This is a genomic window from Ruegeria lacuscaerulensis, assembly GCF_013034745.1.
GTDB classification, from domain to species: domain Bacteria; phylum Pseudomonadota; class Alphaproteobacteria; order Rhodobacterales; family Rhodobacteraceae; genus Ruegeria; species Ruegeria lacuscaerulensis_B.
Window position 1 is genome coordinate 266,292 of the sequence record NZ_WQGP01000004.1, and the last position, 16,777, is coordinate 283,068.

The following is a 16,777-nucleotide window of genomic DNA, read 5'->3' on the forward strand; positions in this document are numbered from 1 at the left end:
CCCAACGCTGTAGGCGCCCTCGGGAGAGGGCGCTCTCAGGGGCGGGAGCCGTTCAGGCTTTGATGACCACGTTGGGGGAAACGACGTCAATCCCCAGAGCCTTGCCAACCGCATAGTAGGTTAGCTGACCTGCATGGACGTTCAGACCGGCCATCAAGTGCGGATCGTCCTGGCAGGCCTGTTTCCAGCCCTTGTCAGCCAGAGCCAGCATGAATGGCATCGTCGCATTGCCGAGGGCGATGGTCGATGTGCGCGCCACGGCACCGGGCATGTTGGCAACGCAGTAATGCATGACGCCATCGACTTCGTAGATCGGATCGGCATGGGTGGTGGCCTTCGACGTCTCGAAACAGCCGCCCTGGTCGATGGCAACGTCGACCAGAACCGCACCGGGTTTCATGGTGGACAGTTGCGCGCGGGTGATCAGTTTGGGTGCTGCTGCGCCGGGGATCAGAACCGCGCCGATCACCATATCGGCCGTCTGGATCAGCTCGGCGGTGGCACCAGCGGTTGAATACTGGTTCTTGAACTGCCCGCCGAACACGTCATCCAAATAGCGGAGGCGAGGCAGCGAACGGTCCAGAACCGTCACATCCGCGCCCATGCCCGCGGCGATTTTGGCCGCATGCGTGCCGACCACACCGCCGCCAATCACAACCACTTTTGCGGGCCCGACACCTGGCACGCCGCCCATCAGCACACCGCGTCCGCCATTGGCTTTTTGCAGCGTCCAAGACCCGACCTGCGGGGCCAGACGCCCGGCAACCTCGGACATAGGAGCCAGCAGCGGCAGGCCGCCGCTCGCGTCCGTCACTGTCTCATAGGCGATGGCAGTACAGCCCGAGGACAGCAGGTCATGGGTCTGATCCGGGTCGGGGGCGAGGTGCAGATAGGTAAACAGCAACTGGCCTTCGCGCAGCATCTTGCGCTCACCTGCCTGAGGTTCCTTGACCTTGACGATCATGTCAGCGGTGGCGAATACCTCGGCGGCGGTGTCTACGATCTGTGCACCAGCAGCGACATAGTCGGCATTGTCAAAGCCCGAGCCCAGGCCCGCGCCTGTTTCGATGATCACCTCATGACCCCGCGCAACCGCTTCCTGCGCAGCATTCGGAGTCATGCCGACGCGGAACTCCTGCGGTTTGATCTCTTTTGGGCAACCGATTTTCATTTGGTCTCTCCGTTCATAAACTGCCTAAAGAATGGGCAAACTGCGCTGCAATTTCTGTGAAACTCTGCCTGTCCTGGCGGTTTTTTTCGGGAGAATTTCCTGTATTATGCGCCAATCACGCAAAGGAGTTGCACCTATGAGCCTAGATACGACGGATCGAAAGATTCTGGCCTCGTTACAGAAAAATGGCCGGATGTCTAATGCAGAGCTGTCCGAGCAGGTGAATCTATCGCCCTCGGCCTGCCATCGTCGGGTCCAACGGCTTGAGGCTGAGGGCTATATCCGCAACTATGTGGCCCTGCTGGACGCTCGTAAGATGAACGTACCGACCACGGTGTTTGTCGAGATCACCTTGCAGGGGCAGGCCGAAGAAGTTCTGGACGCGTTCGAAAAAGCCGTTGCCCGTATCCCCGATGTGCTGGAATGCCATCTAATGGCCGGGACGGCGGATTACATTCTGAAAGTCGTGGCCGAAAATACCGAGGATTTTGCCCGCATTCATCGCCAATACCTTTCGCGCTTGCCGGGTGTGGCGCAGATGCAAAGCTCATTCGCGCTGAGAACTGTGTTCAAGACTACGGCGCTGCCGGTCTGACGTCAGGCGGGGCCGGGATAGGTGAACAGCGCCAGATGCGCGGCGTTGAAGGCGAAATGCATCAGAACGGGCACCCATAGCCTGTTGGTCGCGTAATATCCCAATCCGCATCCCGCGCCCAAAATAGCTGCGAACACGATAAGCGCCGGGCCACCGGCAAAATGCACCTGCCCAAACAACAAGCTGGCCGCAGCGATACCAATGGCCGCGCCGAGCTTTGAGGACAGGGCCGATTGCAGATAGCCGCGAAAAAAGGCCTCTTCCGCCAAACAGGTTAGGAACAGGTTGGACAGCGCAAAGATCAGCCACCAATGTGGCAGACCAACCTCGGGGCGCACCGCTTGCTGGGACAGGCCTAGCGCAAATAAAGCGGGCAAGGTCAAAATCCCCAGGATCAATGGCGTTTTGCGAATAGCGGGCAAGCCTGCATTCTGTCCGGGCCAGACCAGAAGTGCGGCGAACAGAACCAAAGGTTTGTCCAGATTCATATACATGGAGAAATCGGTACTTCCGGGTCCGGCCTGCACGTGATCAAGCACCAGAAGATTGTTGAACCCCGGAACGATATGCGCACCCAAGGCCACACACCATAAGATCAGCGCGAAATGGCCGGGCAAAGACCAAAGCCCGGATGTGCGGCGCAGCGCTGCGGCCCCCGCAAGCCCGGCAATCGCGACCATTAAGGCGCTGGCTGAAACCAGCCCCTGCGCGAAGGCGACTGTTCCGAACAGGCTCAGCAACGATGCGCCAAGACGCCATCGACCGGATATCGCGCTGATCTGAGCGGCGATCAGGATGAACCAGGGCCAAATAAGGGGCAGAAGGGAAAGGAAATACGCCACAGGCCTCTCGCGGTTTTGACCCGGCCTTGATGCAGCAACAGGGTACGTTGATGCAAGCCGGCGGAGTGCAACCCATTGGCAATGCGGCAATTCCGTTGCTTGCATTTGGGCGTTTTCAGGTCCACATATTTGGAAAGGGTGCCGTTTCCGTGTCCGACCCGCGACCTTGCCGTAACGGTCCGATGAGCATAGGAAAGGGCTTTCATCAATTCATCTGATGACATCAGGCGGTTACATGCGCCCGATAGGGTCCGAACCCGGTTACTAGTAAGGAGCAGACCTTGGCTGACGAATACAACGACGCCCCCAAAGACTGGCTTGAGGCCGAGCTGGAAGACACGCTAGACGAAGATTTCGAGATCGAGTTTAGCGAGCCCATGCTCTCGATGGAGATCCGCAAGATCTATAAGGATCAGCATCCTGAGATGCTGGACCGCAAGGTCTATTTCCGTAACCTGCTGCGCCTTCAGGCTGAACTGATCAGGGTGCAGGATTGGGTACAGCATACCGGGGCCAAGGTTTGTATCCTGTTCGAAGGGCGTGACAGCGCGGGCAAGGGGGGCGTGATCAAGCGGATCACCCAGCGTCTGAACCCTCGGGTCGCGCGGGTTGTGGCTTTGCCCGCGCCCAGTCGCCGGGAACAAAGCCAGTGGTATTTCCAGCGCTACGTTCCGCACCTGCCGGCGGCGGGCGAGATCGTGCTGTTTGACCGGTCATGGTACAACCGCGCGGGCGTCGAGCGGGTCATGGGTTTTGCCACCGAAGATCAGGTTGAACAGTTCTTTCAGGATGTTCCCGAATTTGAACGGATGCTGGTGCGCTCGGGCATCATTTTGCTGAAATACTGGTTCTCGATCACCGATGAAGAACAGCAGTTGCGATTCTTGATGCGTATTCACGATCCGATGAAACAGTGGAAGCTGTCGCCGATGGATCTGGAATCCCGCATCCGGTGGGAGGCTTACACCAAGGCCAAAGAGGATATGCTGTTCCGCACCAATATCTCGGAAGCGCCGTGGTACATCGTCGAAGGCAATGACAAAAAGCGCGAACGTCTGAACTGTATCGAACACTTGTTGACCAAGATCCCCTACACCGATGTACCGCAGGAAAAGGTCAATCTGCCGGATCGCAAGTACAACCCCGAATATGAACGTCGTGTTCTGCCGGATGAGCTGCACGTGCCCAAAATCTACTGATCCTGACGCCCCTGATGTTCCGGGGCGTTTTTCTTTGGGTCAGAAACGACAAACCCCCGAGCGATGCGTCGGGGGTCGTCAAATAGTGTCATCCAAAGCTGGACGAGCGGGGTTTTAGAGCAAACCTTCGCGCTGTGCTTTCTTACGTGCCAGTTTACGGGCACGGCGGATCGCTTCAGCTTTCTCGCGCGCTTTTTTCTCTGACGGTTTCTCGAAATGTTGCTTCAGCTTCATTTCACGGAACACGCCTTCGCGCTGCAGCTTTTTCTTCAGGGCACGAAGCGCCTGATCGACGTTATTGTCGCGAACACTAACCTGCATGTGGTTGTCACCACCTTTCTAGATAGAGTTGCAAGGAAATTGCAGGAAGTGGCCGTATAGCAAAGCCGTTCTAACTTGTCTAGTACTGGTGCCAGAACCCGGAGAACCGCCATGACCACCACTTATGAAGACGCAAAAGAGCAGCTATTGAATGCGATGCTGGACCATGTCCCGTTTGACGGATGGTCGGAAACCAGCTTTCGCATGGCCATCAGTGATTGCGATATTGATGAGGCGCTGGCCCGCTCAATCTGCCCCCGTGGCGCGGTCGATATGGCGCTGGCTTTTCATGCCCAGGGGGATGCGGCCATGGTGGAACGCTTGAAAACCGAGGATTTGAGCGATCTGAAGTTCCGCGACCGTATCGCCGCTGCGGTCCGGTTTCGCCTACAGGCCGTCGATGATAAGGAATTGGTGCGCCGCGGCATGACGCTGTTTTCGCTGCCGATGCATGCCGCGGATGGGGCGAAGGCGATGTGGCAGACCTGCGACCTGATCTGGGACACGCTGGGGGATACCTCGGATGATGTGAACTGGTACACCAAGCGGGCGACGCTGTCGGGGGTCTATTCCTCGACCGTGCTGTTCTGGCTGGGGGATGATTCGCCGGATCATCAGAAGACGTGGGAGTTTCTGGATCGTCGCATCGATAACGTCATGCAGTTTGAAAAGCTCAAGGCGCGGGTGAACGGCAACCCTCTGTTCAAACCTTTCCTTGCGGTTCCGAATTGGTTGGCCGGTCAGGTGAAGGCTCCGATGAAGATGCGGGCTGATCTCCCGGGAATGTTGAACCCACGCAAGTAGCACGTAAGTGTCTGGGCCTTTCCGATTTCGCCTGCTAGGCATTGCGCCAAGGAGGACTTGCCTATGACCCAAATGATGCGCGCCGTTGAAATCACCAAGCCCGGCGGCCCGGATGTGTTGCAACTGACCGAACGCCCAGTGCCCGAGCCCGCCGCTGGTCAGGTGGTGTTGAAAGTGGCCTATGCGGGTGTTAACCGCCCGGATGCTTTGCAGCGTGCGGGCGCGTATGATCCGCCTCCGGGCGCGAGTGATCTGCCGGGGCTTGAGGCGTCGGGCGAAGTCGTTGCCCTCGGCGCAGGGGTCGAAGGTGTCGCCATCGGCGATCAGGTTTGCGCCTTGTTGCCCGGCGGTGGCTATGCCGAATACGTTGCCACGCCCGCTGCCCATTGCCTGCCGCTGCCAGAGGGGATGGGCCTTAAGGAGGCTGCGTGTCTGCCCGAGACCTTCTTTACCGTCTGGTCCAATGTGTTCACACGCGGCGGTCTGAAAGCGGGCGAGCGGTTTTTGGTTCACGGTGGGTCCAGCGGGATCGGAACAACGGCGATCCAGCTTGCAAATGCGTTCGGCGCACGGGTCTTTGCCACCGCCGGATCGGCCGAGAAATGTGCCGCCTGCGAGAAACTGGGGGCCGAAAAGGCGATTAATTACCGGGATGAGGATTTCGTATCCACCATGCGCGCCGAAGGCGGGGCGAACCTAATCCTTGATATGGTGGGCGGGGACTATATCCCGCGCAACGTTAAGGCTCTGACTGAGGATGGGCGGCTGGTTCAAATCGCCTTCCTGCAAGGCCCCAAGGTCGAGCTGAACTTTGCCATGATGATGGTGAAACGCCTGACCTTGACCGGCAGCACCCTGCGCCCGCAATCCGATCTGGCTAAGGCCAAAATCGCCCAGGACCTGCGCGAGGCAGTCTGGCCGCTGTTGGATGCAGGCAAGATTGCACCGGTAATGGACAGCGAGTTTGATATGGCCGAGGCCGCAGCGGCCCATGCATGGATGGAAAGCTCGGGCCATATCGGCAAAATCGTTCTGAAGGTGGGCGGCTAAACACCGCCAGCCTGTTCAGGCCACGGCGCGGCGGTAGAGATGCCACGTGGCGTGGCCCAGAACCGGGATCACCACGATCAGCCCCAGCAGCAGCGGGATCGCGCCCAGGATAAGCATTCCGACGACGATGAATCCCCAACCCAGGATGACGGCGGGGTTCTGTCTCAGCACCCGGACCGACGTCACCACAGCAACCGGCAGCCCGACCTTGCGGTCCAACAACAGCGGAAAGCTGACAACGCTGACCGCAAGCGCGATCAGGGCGAACAAAAAGCCGACCGCGTTGCCGAACAGGATCATGGTCCAACCCGCGCCGGTCGTGAAGGTCTGGGTCAGAAATGCGCCCAACGACTCTGGCAGATCAGGACCAAGGGTTCGCACATAGATGCTCTGCGCCACCATCAGCCAGATCAGAAACAACATAACCAGATAGAACCCCAGCGCGAGAATGGCGCCGAAGGAAGGTGAGCGGAATACAGACAGCGCGTCCAGCCAATGCGCCTCGCCGCCCTTTTCACGGGTGCGGCTGATCTCATAGAGGCCAACGGCGGCCACAGGGCCGATCAGCGCGAACCCTGCGACCAGAGGGGCCAGCAGAGGGATCATGTTGCGGTCCAGCCCCAACCCAAACATCAGCAAGCCCGCAATCGGATAGATCAGCACGACAAACACCGCATCCGCGCGGGTTTCCAGAAAGTCGCGACCCCCGGCCTTCAAACATTCCCGCAGGTCCTGCATGGTCAGATCTCGAACAACTGGCAGTTTTCGTGTGTCGGCACTGCCAAGGCTGTTGACGCTTTCCGCGATGTGATCGCTGGTAGCGCCAAGATTTCGCGCAGCCCAGCTTACCGGGTTTCCAATCGTTTTCGCCATCGTCATCCCCTCCTCTTTTGCGGCTTGGCGCAGCAGAGAGAATCCGGCATCGGTTGCCCTGGGCCGGACCCGCCGGCAACGCTTACCCCCGAGTATAGCACAGTTTTTCCCGATTTGCGCCGGGTTGCGCTTTTGTGCCGATTGCGCTGCGTCACAAGCGTGTTAGCTTGTCGTCAGGGTACAGGAGGTGAGTATGCAGCAAACGGCACGTACAGTCGTCATTCACAAACATGGTGGCCCCGAGGTTCTGACCCTCGAAGATCGCCCGGTGGGCGAGCCGGGACCGGGCGAGGTGAGCATTCGTCACCGTGCCTGCGGACTGAATTTTATCGACGTGTACCAGCGCGCGGGTCTTTACCCGCTTGAGCTGCCACACGCGCTGGGAATGGAAGCCTCGGGCGTGATCGAGGCAGTGGGCGAAGGCGTGACCCATCTGGAACCCGGTCAGCGCGCGGCCTATGCCGCAATGCCAGCCGGGGCCTATTGCGAAGCGCGGGTGATGCCTGCGGCGCAAGTGTGCCCGCTGCTTGAAAGCATCTCATTCGACACGGCTGCGGCAATGATGCTCAAGGGGATGACGGTCGAATATCTATTTCATCGCACGACGCCGTTGAAACGCGGGGATACGGTTCTGTTCCACGCCGCTGCCGGAGGTGTAGGCTTGATCGCCTGCCAATGGGCCAAATCCGAGGGGATTAAACTGATCGGGACCGCAGGAACGGACGAAAAATGTAGCCTCGCCAAGTTCAATGGGGCGGCGCATTGCATCAACTATCGCACCGAAGACTTCGCCGAGCGCGTGGCTGAGATCACGGGTGGTAAAGGCGTGGACGTGGTAATGGACTCGATCGGAGCGGATACGTTCAACGGCTCGCTCGACAGTCTCAAGCCACTGGGGATGATGATCTCGTTTGGCAATGCATCGGGCTCGGTACCGCTTATCGACATCGGCATTCTGGCCAAGAAAGGCTCGATCAAGATCACACGGCCCACCTTGTTCACGCATATTGCCGATCACAGCGTTTGTCAGGCGATGGCGCGCCGTCTGTTCAACAAAGTTGATGGGGGCGAGGTCAAAATCCACATCGACCAGCGTTTCCCGCTGGATCAGGTGGCCGAGGCGCATCGCACGCTTGAGGCACGCAAGACAACGGGCAGCACCATCCTGGAACTATGATCTGACATGGCCCCGACTTCTGGTCGGGACCAAGCTTGTGCGCAAGGAATGGGTCAGAACCGGTATGCGGCGCGGGCCTGAAAGGTGGTCGCATCGACGTCGACGCCGGACGAATTGAAGTCGTTGAACTCGTGATACAGGATTTCGCCACCGATGCTTACATTCGGGGCAACGATCTGTTCGTACCCGGCACCGATGAACCAACCATCGTCACTGCCCAGATTATCGGTTCCGGCTTCGGCAAAGCCGCCAATGCCATAAAGCAGCCCTTGCGATGTGACTTTGTAACCCGCGCGCGCTTTGATGCGCCAAACATCCTCGACCGTGGCTGCGCCACTCAGATCAACGTCTGTCCAATCGTAGTCGAAGCCGCCGCCAACAACCCAATCGCCAAGATCGTAGTCATAGCCCAGAATGATGCCGCCAATCGCACCGTCGCCGTCGATGCCCGAGATGTTTGTGTCGATATCGGCATATCCGACTTGCAGACCGCCATAGAACCCCGTCCAGTCGCCTGAAGATTGCGCAGCGGCCGATCCCGCCGCCAGAAACGCAAGGCCAGTGGCCGCCAAAATCTTTTTTCTCATGTCGTGCTTCTTTCCCTCAGCTCGGTTTATTGCGCCTTTCCCGGTTTGGATCGCGCACTTGCATATTTGAATACGTTTGAGCGAAGGGTTGGATCACTCGGTGATTTAGCGAAGGAGGGGGTTTTCACCGAACCGACGTGGCAGAGGGGCGTCGTGCGGTTGAAAGTTTGCTTGCGGAAGGGAAACTATCTACAGATAGCTGTCCAACGAAAAACGGCGGCAGATTTCTCTGCCGCCGCCCCGGGGTAATCCGTGAGTGGATTATTGAGCTTGCAGCTCTGCCGGAGTTTTGCCGGCAATGTCTTTCCAGTTGGCGTCTGCGCGCTCGTTAAAGCCCGGGATGTCGCCTTCCCAGCGTTCCTGAATGTCGGCCGACAGGTTCAGGTACAGCTTGTTGTCAACGATTTTCCAGTAGTTCGGGTCGCCGTCAAACTTGAAGCCCATCGCGGTGCCGAATGCGCAGTAGCCGCCATATGCGGGCAGGTAAGCTTCAGGGTTTTCTTCAAATGCAACTTTGTTTTCTTCCGAAGCAAAGCGGTACAGCGCATCGTTGTGCAGTGTGGTGATGCGGTAGTCGCCCTTGGTGGCTTCGCCAACGGTGAAATAGGCAACCGGGTCATAACCCTGCAGCGCCAGGCCGGTCGAGCTTGCGTTCAGTTCAACGCCAGCGGCCAGAGCCGTGCTTGCAACTGCGACGGACAGCGCAACGCCGCCGATGAAGGATTTGATCTTGTTCATGGTGTTCACCTTTCGTGAATTGAGCCACCGGACGACACAGTAATTGTATCTGGGCAACCCTGTCGATTTTGTTCTGTGCGGTCGGTAATTGGCCGTCACGACCCCGAAGTGGGGGCCGGTCTGATCACGTTCAAAACAATCAAATGTGATCATGAGGTAACAAACGCGTTTCGCCCATGAATAAAGGGCGATGCTTACTTTTCGGGCTGAAAAGAAATCACGAATTCAGTGACTTTTTGTGCCGACATCTCACAGGGGCGCAGCAGGGCGCCGCTGTTTTTGGTCAGATAAAGGTTCAGGCTGATATAGTCCGGCCCACCGCGTTCACGGGCCACCAGTTTGTGGGATTTCCCACCTGCCAACTCGGATCGACTGACGGCATAGGATTTGGCGCCGCTCTGCCCCTTAGACGTGCCAAGAGGGATTGCGAAGAATGCGGTCAGAAACGCGTCCGAAGCGGTCAAGACTGACCGATTTTTGGCTCGGTTCCAGCTTTGATGCGCGCGATATTGGCGCTGTGGCGCCAGTAGACCAGCAAAGTCAGGATAACACCCAGCCCAAATGTCGGGGACTCAGTCAGCACCATGATCCAGATTGTCGACATCGCCGCAGCCATCAGAGCCGCGAGAGACGAGATGCGCCAGATCAGCGCCGTCACCAGCCATGTCAGGCAACAGGCTACGCCGACGCGCCAATCCAATGCCAGCCACAGGCCGAGGAAGGTCGCGACACCCTTGCCGCCCTTGAACCCCAGCCAGACCGGAAAGCAATGGCCCAAAAACGCGGCTAGGGCGGCGATTTGAGCGGCGTCTTCTCCGGCCAGTGCGCGCGCCAGCAGGACAGCGACCCCGCCTTTGGCGGCGTCAAAGATCAGGGTCAGCGCAGCAGCGCGTTTGTTCCCGGTACGCAGGACATTGGTCGCGCCGATATTGCCCGAGCCGATATTGCGCAGATTTCCCAGCCCCATCACCTTGGCAAGGATCAGACCAAAAGGGATCGACCCTATCAGATAGCCAAATGCGGCCCAAAGGATCAGTTGGGCCGTGGAACTGTCAATTGGGGGCATCAGGGTCTCCGGTATACTTCTTGGCCTGCGACATAGGTTGCCGTGACCTTACCCTGCATCCGCTGGCCGTCAAACGGAGTGTTCTGCGATTTCGATTTCAGGCTGAAGCGATCCAGCACAAAGGGCACGTCCGGGTCAAACAGCACCAGATCAGCTGGTGCGCCTTCGGCCAGTCGTCCGCTCTCCAGCCCCAGCCGTTTGGCCGGGTTCAAGGCCATGGCGCGGAACAGGGTCGGCAGGTCCAGTTGCTCGGCGTGATAGAGGCGCAGTGCGGCAGGCAATAACGTCTCAAGCGCCACTGCGCCCGATGCTGCCTCTTCAAACGGCAGGCGTTTGCTTTCCTCGTCCTGTGGCGTGTGCATCGAACTGATGATGTCGATCAGCCCAGTGCGCACCGCCTCAATTACGGCTTGCCGGTCATCCTCGGGCCGCAGCGGCGGCTTGACCTTGAAGAAGGTGCGATAGTCGGCCACGTCCAATTCGTTCAGCGTCAGGTGGTGGATCGAGGTGCCTGCGGTGATATTCAGCCCGTTACGCTTGGCGCGCTCCAGCGCGGGCAGGGCGCGGGCGGTGGTGATCTGATCGGCGTGGTAGGCGGCTCCGGTCATCTCAAGCAGAGCAATATCGCGGTCCAGCCCCATGCGTTCTGCCATGGACGAAACGGCAGGCAACCCATAAAGCGCGGCGAACTTACCGCTGGTAGCGGCGGCCCCGGTGCTGAGTCCCGGTTCCTGCGGATGCGCTATCACCAGCACGCCGCAGGATTTGGCATAGGTCAGCGCGCGGGAAAAAACCTTGGTATTGGCGACTACGTGGTCGCAATCGGTAAAGGCCACAGCGCCTGCATCTTGCAGAAAGCCGATCTCGGTCATCTCGCGCCCTTCGCGGCCCTTGGTCAGCGCGGCCATGGGCAGCACATTGACCGGCGCATCCGCCTGCGCGCGGCGCGTGGCGAATTCCAGCGTTTCGGGTGTGTCGATGGCGGGCAGCGTATCGGGACGGGTAACGATGGTGGTTACGCCGCCCGCTGCGGCAGCCAAGCCGGCGGATTTATAGCTTTCCTTGTGCCGTTCGCCCGGCTCGCAAACCTTGACTCCGATATCGACGATGCCGGGGGCTAGACATTGCCCGCCGCAGTCGATCACCTGTGCGTCTGTGGCCGGAGCGGCACCTTCGCCGAGGCCAGCAATGCGGCCTTCCGAGACGTGCAACCAACCAACTGTGTCCGATCCGGCCTCGGGGTCGATCAGGCGGGCATTGGTGAAAATCTGGTCGGTCATGTCTGGGCCTCTCGGGCTTTGATCAGGGCTGCCATGGCGGCGTCCGGGTCGGGCAGGTATTCGAATACCAGAAACCGCAGCTGCGAAAACACGATGTTGTGTCCGTTGCGATAGAATTTCAGGTCGGGAAGAACGGATAAGGATTTTGCTTTGAATATCTCGCTGATCCACCAGACGTTGCGGTTGGTCACGACATAGACGCGCCGCGTGCGGATCAACCGTTCCCACCACATGAAAAACGCTAACAACAACGTGCAACCGATAAGCTTCCAATAATCGCGCACAGTCTCCGCAAACCATGGGCTGGCAATCCAACTGAGCGCAAGGCAGGCAATTAGAATGCCATATGCCCATCTCAGGCGTGGAGGAAAATATCCCTGGTCAGGCCGCCCATGCCACAGCACCTGTTCAGTGTCGGGTATTTTCTTGCGCCACCAGTCGTCGCTCATCCCATGGCCCTTTCTATGGCGGCTTTGGTGGCGGCGGGGTCGGCTTGGTACTTGATCAGGTGCTTGTCGCCGCTTTTGGTGACGACCTGCACGAAACTGCCCATCGTGTTGACGGCTTCGATCTGGTTCAGCGCAACCTTGCGCGGGCCGGGACCGGTGAGGGTGCTGTCAGACATTTCCCACGCATTGCTCAGTTCCTCGGACGCCAGATACCACGCGCGGATGCCGATGGCTGCAAGCCCGGCGGGCGCTCCGGTCCAGACATAGGGGTTTCCGATCAGCCAAAGCACGATCATCGCGCCCGCCATTGCGATGGCGGCCAGGGTCAGGTTGGTTTGGATATAGGCGCGCTTGTTCGGGGTGAAGACTACACGATCAGCCACAGGGCACCTCCGACAACAAACAAGATGATCACCGCCAACAGGGCCGAGCCGATGCGGTTGGGTGCGCCGGTCTCGATCGGGGATTGCGGGGCCGAGAAGGGCCGCGCGCTTTCAGTGTCGATCGGGCCGCCGGTCCAGTTGGTGGCCTCTTCGGTATAAAGTCCTTGCAGGTGAAGGCGGGCGTCAGGCGTCAAGTTGGCCGCGCGATCGTGAAACGCGGCACTGCGCACCACCATCACCCAGCCTTCGATGGCGTCCAGCGTGGCGCGGTTCAGCTGATCCTCGGACACACCGCAACCTTCGTGCAGGTATCCATAAAGCCCGAGGTCTTCGAGGTCTGAAACGGGAAAGATATCGATCTGCCCTGTATCCAGACCATCGACCCCAAGAACTTGATCGGCGGCACCGGGTTCGCGCAGGAACTTGGCCTCCTCAGCGCGCATATCCAGCGTGAATAGGCGGATCACGCCGCGTTCATGGGGGGCGACGGTCAGGTTGTTCATGCCGCCTCGCGCAGGTTGCGGGCCAGCAACTCCATCGCGGCCATGCGGACGGCGACGCCCATTTCGACCTGTTCCTGAATGACCGAGCGGTTGATATCATCGGCCAGCGTGCCGTCGATTTCCACGCCGCGATTCATCGGGCCGGGATGCATGACGATGGCGTCGGGTTTGGCCAGCGCCAGTTTTGCCGAATCCAGCCCGTAGCGGTGGTAATATTCGCGCTCCGAGGGGATAAAGCCGCCATCCATCCGCTCTTTCTGAAGGCGCAGCATCATCACGACGTCGACGTCCCTCAGACCTTCGTTCATGTCGTCGTAAATCTCGGCCCCGAACTCGGCAAAGGTCGAAGGCACCAACGTCGGCGGGCCGATCAGGCGGATACGGTTTTCCATCTTGCCCAGCAGGATCAGGTTCGACCGTGCCACACGCGAATGCGCGACGTCCCCGCAAATCGCGATGTTCAGACGGTGCAAACGACCCTTGGCGCGGCGGATGGTCAATGCGTCCAGCAGCGCCTGCGTCGGGTGTTCGTGCTTGCCGTCACCTGCATTCAGCACAGCGCAGTTCACCTTTTGCGCCAGCAGGTCCACAGCACCGGAATGCGGATGCCGCACCACCAGCAGATCGGGGTGCATCGCGTTCAGGGTCATAGCCGTGTCGATCAGAGTCTCGCCCTTTTTGATTGAGCTGGCCTGCATCGCCATGTTCATCACATCCGCGCCCAGCCGCTTGCCCGCCAGTTCGAAACTGGCCTGCGTTCGAGTCGAGTTTTCAAAGAACATGTTGATCTGCGTCAGCCCTGACAGCACGTCGGAATGCTTGGTCGACTGTCGGTTCATGTCGACATAGGTCTCGGCCAGATCAAGGATGGCGGTGATATCGGATTGTGACAGATGCTCGATGCCAAGAAGGTGACGATGGGCGAAACGCATGGGCGGGCTCCTGTCTGACAATCGAGCCGCTTATAGAAACCTGCGGGGGCTAAGGCAACCTATGGTTCCGACCCCTCGGGCAGTTTCTCGCACCCGCCTTCGGGCAAGCAACGCTCGCCGGGTCTGCACCATTTGGCATTGCCGCAATCAACGGCCTTGACCGGGACGCAGCCTTGATTGGCTGAGCATTTGAATCCTTGCCGACATTGCGAGCCGGTTTCTTCGCATAGGAACCAGCCCGGACGGGTGCAGCCGCCGCCCGGCAAGCAACTTGTACCGCTGGCGCAGGTGCTGCCGTCGTCACATCTGGCTTGTGGGCGGGGCAGGTTAAACTCCAGCTGGATCGCTTCGCATTCACCGCGCCCGTTGCACGAGGTGCCACTGGGACAATCCAGGCTTGTTCGGCACTTGTTCTCGCCTTTTGGGGCGCAGCGGCGACTGCCGATGCAACGCTCGAACGGACCGCAGGAAAACCCGCCGCCGCAATAGGTGCCGCCGGGTGGGATGCAATGTCCGTCAAAACCGCAGCGTTGCCCGACCGGACAGCAGTTGCGCCCGCACCGCAATTGCCCCGCGCGGCATTGGTTGACGCGGTCCTGAACCCGGTTGCGTTGCGACAGGCCGTTGCGGTTATGGATGCCTGGGGTTTGAATGCCGAGGCGGTCATTTATCTGCGCAAAGCTTGGGCTGCTGAAGGGGATCAGCAACACGGCAACCAGAAAGAATCGCAAAAGGGTCAACATGAATGCGACAATGGTCGGCGCGGCAGGGCGGGCGATCAAGTGCTATTCGCTTTCCCTCGGTCAAAAGCTGGTTAGATTGAGGGGCATGGAATCGGCTTTGGACTATTACACCGCGCGGGCGCTGCTGGATTGGCAGATCGAACTGGGCGCAACGGATGCAATTGGCGACGCGCCGGTTGACCGATATGCGCTGCCCGGTACCGCACCCAAAGCCAAAAAGCCGGAGGTGCAGGCCGCGCCTGCAAAGCCCAAACAGGTCGATCCTGTGGCGGTTGCCAAGGCCGCGGCCACAGCGGCGGGGTCGCTGGATCAGTTGCGCGCGGCGATGGACGGGTTTGATCATTGCGAGTTGAAGCGCGGCGCGCGACAGTTGGTTTTTGCTGATGGCACGCCGGGTGCGCCGGTGATGATCATCGGTGAGGCTCCGGGCCGGGACGAGGATCGTGAGGGCAAACCTTTCGTAGGCCGCGCGGGTCAGTTGTTGGACCGTATGCTGGCGGCGATTGATCTGGATCGGCGGGAAAACGTCTACATCACCAACGTGCTGCCATGGCGGCCGCCGCAGAACCGCGACCCCAAGCCCGAAGAGATCGGGATGATGAAGCCGTTTCTGGAACGTCACGTGGCACTGGCCAAGCCCGACGTGCTGGTGGTCATGGGCAATATAAGTTGTCAGGCAGTGCTGGGCAAACGAGGTATCACCCGGCTGCGCGGGCAATGGGCTCAGGCGCTGGATCTGCCGGTGATCCCCATGTTCCACCCTGCCTATCTGCTGCGCCAGCCGCAGGCCAAACGACAGGCCTGGGCCGATCTGCTGGAACTGAAAGCTCGGCTGGAGGGTAAGTGATGCGCATTCTGGCCTTTTCTGACTTGCATATGGCACGTCACCGCGCCTCCGAACTGGTTGCTGCGAGTACCGAGGCCGATCTGGTGATCGGCGCCGGGGACTATTGCAACATGCGGCAGGGTCTGGGTGAGGCGATGGACATGTTGTCCGGCATCACCGCTCCGCTGGTTCTTGTGCCCGGCAACGCCGAAAGCGCCGAGGAACTGACCGCTGCCGCGCCGCATGGCGTTCATGTCCTGCACGGGACAAGTATGACTGTGGACGGGTTGCGCCTGTTCGGTCTGGGCTATGGCGTGCCGCCGACGCCGTTCGGAGATTGGTCCTGTGACCTGTCCGAGGGCGAGGCCACTGAGTTGCTGGACCGGTGCGAAGGGGCGGAAGTTCTGATCACGCATTCGCCTCCCAAAGGCTATGGCGATGTGACCTCGACCGGTGATGCGGTTGGGTCGACCGCGGTGCGAGATGCGATCGAACGGTTGCAACCGCAGATGTCGCTACATGGGCACATCCACGACAGCTGGGGCTATCGCGGCACGCTAGGGCAGACACAGATCGCCAATCTTGGGCCGCGCGTGAATTGGTTCGAGGTTGAGATATGATCGAAACAGTCACTCTATTGGCTTTCATCCCGGCGGCAATGGCGCTGAACTTTACGCCCGGCGCGGACATGATGTTCTGTTTCGGGCAGGGTTTGAAATCTGGAGCAAAACCCGCGCTGGTCGCTAGTGCCGGAGTTTCGACGGGGCTGATGGTGCATGTGTTGTTGGCCGGGCTTGGGCTTGGGGCTGCGGTTTCTGCTCTGCCATGGTTGTTCGACGTGATCCGCTGGATGGGTGTGGCCTATCTGCTGTATCTGGCCTGGGGTGCGATCCGACATGGGGCTGTGTCTGCGGATGCGCCTGCTAAACCGGCGCGCTATGCGTTTCGGGACGGGATGGTGGTGAATCTGACCAATCCCAAAGTGATCCTGTTCGTGCTGGCCTTTATCCCGCAATTTGTGAACCCGGCCATCGGACCGATCCTGCCGCAATTCCTCATCCTGGGCGTGATCATCGCGCTGGGTGGGTTCGTGGTGAACGGACTGGTGGGGATTTTTGCTGGAGGCGCTGGGCGAGTGCTGATTTCGAACCCGCACGCCTCACGTATCATTGGTTGGGTGACGGGCGGGATTTTCACTGCTCTGGCGATCCGCCTTGCTATTCTGGAAAGGGCCTGAC

Annotated in this window: 22 protein-coding genes; 9 read left to right on the top strand and 13 right to left on the bottom strand. The window is 59.5% G+C overall.

What is annotated here, in order from left to right:
- Positions 1–52: 52 nt before the first annotated feature.
- Positions 53–1,171: an alanine dehydrogenase gene (gene ald / locus GOV79_RS09845; protein WP_170789654.1), complete on the bottom strand. Its 1,119-nt coding sequence runs from the start codon at positions 1,169–1,171 to the stop codon at positions 53–55.
- A 136-nt stretch (positions 1,172–1,307) separates the two neighbouring features.
- Between ald and GOV79_RS09850 the strand changes: the two genes are divergently transcribed.
- Entirely contained in the window at positions 1,308–1,766 is a 459-nt protein-coding gene (locus GOV79_RS09850; protein ID WP_170772689.1) for an Lrp/AsnC family transcriptional regulator, read from the top strand.
- A 2-nt stretch (positions 1,767–1,768) separates the two neighbouring features.
- On the opposite strand, the gene GOV79_RS22590 is transcribed toward GOV79_RS09850, so the two are convergent.
- A complete protein-coding gene (locus GOV79_RS22590) occupies positions 1,769–2,608 on the bottom strand; it encodes a CPBP family intramembrane glutamic endopeptidase (RefSeq protein WP_170789655.1) in 840 nt (279 codons plus the stop codon).
- Positions 2,609–2,889: 281 nt separating this feature from the next.
- On the opposite strand from GOV79_RS22590, the gene ppk2 reads away from it, so the two are divergent.
- Positions 2,890–3,807, top strand: a complete 918-nt coding sequence (ppk2, locus tag GOV79_RS09860; RefSeq protein ID WP_170785014.1) for a polyphosphate kinase 2 — start codon at positions 2,890–2,892, stop codon at positions 3,805–3,807.
- Between the two features lie 114 nt (positions 3,808–3,921).
- Here ppk2 and rpsU read toward each other — a convergent pair whose 3' ends face one another.
- Complete coding sequence (gene rpsU / locus GOV79_RS09865) at positions 3,922–4,128, bottom strand: 30S ribosomal protein S21 (protein WP_005614280.1); 207 nt, start codon at positions 4,126–4,128, stop codon at positions 3,922–3,924.
- Between the two features lie 111 nt (positions 4,129–4,239).
- Between rpsU and GOV79_RS09870 the strand changes: the two genes are divergently transcribed.
- Positions 4,240–4,932 (top strand): COQ9 family protein, encoded by a 693-nt coding sequence (locus tag GOV79_RS09870; protein WP_170789656.1) that lies wholly within the window; start codon positions 4,240–4,242, stop codon positions 4,930–4,932.
- Positions 4,933–4,995: 63 nt separating this feature from the next.
- Positions 4,996–5,982: an NAD(P)H-quinone oxidoreductase gene (locus tag GOV79_RS09875; RefSeq protein WP_170789657.1), complete on the top strand. Its 987-nt coding sequence runs from the start codon at positions 4,996–4,998 to the stop codon at positions 5,980–5,982.
- 15 nt (positions 5,983–5,997) lie between these two features.
- On the opposite strand, the gene GOV79_RS09880 is transcribed toward GOV79_RS09875, so the two are convergent.
- Complete coding sequence (locus GOV79_RS09880; RefSeq protein WP_170785008.1) at positions 5,998–6,855, bottom strand: DUF2189 domain-containing protein; 858 nt, start codon at positions 6,853–6,855, stop codon at positions 5,998–6,000.
- Between the two features lie 193 nt (positions 6,856–7,048).
- Here GOV79_RS09880 and GOV79_RS09885 point away from each other — a divergent pair, with 193 nt between their 5' ends.
- Positions 7,049–8,032, top strand: coding sequence for a quinone oxidoreductase family protein (locus GOV79_RS09885; protein ID WP_170789658.1), 984 nt, complete (start codon positions 7,049–7,051; stop codon positions 8,030–8,032).
- 53 nt (positions 8,033–8,085) lie between these two features.
- Here GOV79_RS09885 and GOV79_RS09890 read toward each other — a convergent pair whose 3' ends face one another.
- The 9 genes from GOV79_RS09890 to GOV79_RS09930 form a co-directional block, all read right to left on the bottom strand.
- Complete coding sequence (locus tag GOV79_RS09890; protein ID WP_170789659.1) at positions 8,086–8,619, bottom strand: outer membrane protein; 534 nt, start codon at positions 8,617–8,619, stop codon at positions 8,086–8,088.
- 261 nt (positions 8,620–8,880) lie between these two features.
- The gene (locus tag GOV79_RS09895; RefSeq protein WP_170789660.1) at positions 8,881–9,357 is read right to left on the bottom strand and encodes a YHS domain-containing (seleno)protein; all 477 of its coding nucleotides are present in this window, start codon (positions 9,355–9,357) and stop codon (positions 8,881–8,883) included.
- A 194-nt stretch (positions 9,358–9,551) separates the two neighbouring features.
- Positions 9,552–9,821: a hypothetical protein gene (locus GOV79_RS09900; protein ID WP_170789661.1), complete on the bottom strand. Its 270-nt coding sequence runs from the start codon at positions 9,819–9,821 to the stop codon at positions 9,552–9,554.
- Positions 9,818–10,423, bottom strand: a complete 606-nt coding sequence (plsY, locus tag GOV79_RS09905) for a glycerol-3-phosphate 1-O-acyltransferase PlsY (RefSeq protein ID WP_170772671.1) — start codon at positions 10,421–10,423, stop codon at positions 9,818–9,820. The genes GOV79_RS09900 and plsY overlap by 4 nt, the downstream gene beginning before the upstream one ends.
- On the bottom strand, positions 10,423–11,703 hold the full coding sequence (gene pyrC / locus GOV79_RS09910) for a dihydroorotase (RefSeq protein WP_170789662.1): 1,281 nt from the start codon (positions 11,701–11,703) through the stop codon (positions 10,423–10,425). Before pyrC ends, plsY begins: the two co-directional genes overlap by 1 nt.
- Entirely contained in the window at positions 11,700–12,152 is a 453-nt protein-coding gene (locus GOV79_RS09915) for a hypothetical protein (protein WP_170789663.1), read from the bottom strand. The genes pyrC and GOV79_RS09915 overlap by 4 nt, the downstream gene beginning before the upstream one ends.
- Positions 12,149–12,535, bottom strand: a complete 387-nt coding sequence (locus GOV79_RS09920) for a hypothetical protein (protein WP_170789664.1) — start codon at positions 12,533–12,535, stop codon at positions 12,149–12,151. Before GOV79_RS09920 ends, GOV79_RS09915 begins: the two co-directional genes overlap by 4 nt.
- Entirely contained in the window at positions 12,520–13,038 is a 519-nt protein-coding gene (locus GOV79_RS09925) for a hypothetical protein (protein ID WP_170789665.1), read from the bottom strand. Before GOV79_RS09925 ends, GOV79_RS09920 begins: the two co-directional genes overlap by 16 nt.
- Positions 13,035–13,970 carry an aspartate carbamoyltransferase catalytic subunit gene (locus GOV79_RS09930; RefSeq protein ID WP_170772661.1) on the bottom strand — a complete coding sequence of 312 codons (936 nt, stop codon included), beginning with the start codon at positions 13,968–13,970 and terminating at the stop codon, positions 13,035–13,037. The genes GOV79_RS09925 and GOV79_RS09930 overlap by 4 nt, the downstream gene beginning before the upstream one ends.
- A 509-nt stretch (positions 13,971–14,479) precedes the next feature.
- Here GOV79_RS09930 and GOV79_RS09935 point away from each other — a divergent pair.
- From GOV79_RS09935 to GOV79_RS09950, 4 genes are read left to right on the top strand one after another with little or no spacing between them, the layout of a single operon-like run.
- Positions 14,480–14,788, top strand: coding sequence for a hypothetical protein (locus tag GOV79_RS09935; protein WP_170789666.1), 309 nt, complete (start codon positions 14,480–14,482; stop codon positions 14,786–14,788).
- Positions 14,789–14,798: 10 nt separating this feature from the next.
- Complete coding sequence (locus tag GOV79_RS09940) at positions 14,799–15,560, top strand: uracil-DNA glycosylase (protein WP_170789667.1); 762 nt, start codon at positions 14,799–14,801, stop codon at positions 15,558–15,560.
- Positions 15,560–16,159, top strand: a complete 600-nt coding sequence (locus tag GOV79_RS09945) for a metallophosphoesterase family protein (RefSeq protein WP_170789815.1) — start codon at positions 15,560–15,562, stop codon at positions 16,157–16,159. The genes GOV79_RS09940 and GOV79_RS09945 overlap by 1 nt, the downstream gene beginning before the upstream one ends.
- A complete protein-coding gene (locus tag GOV79_RS09950) occupies positions 16,156–16,776 on the top strand; it encodes a LysE family translocator (RefSeq protein ID WP_170789668.1) in 621 nt (206 codons plus the stop codon). The genes GOV79_RS09945 and GOV79_RS09950 overlap by 4 nt, the downstream gene beginning before the upstream one ends.
- Position 16,777: the final 1 nt, after the last annotated feature.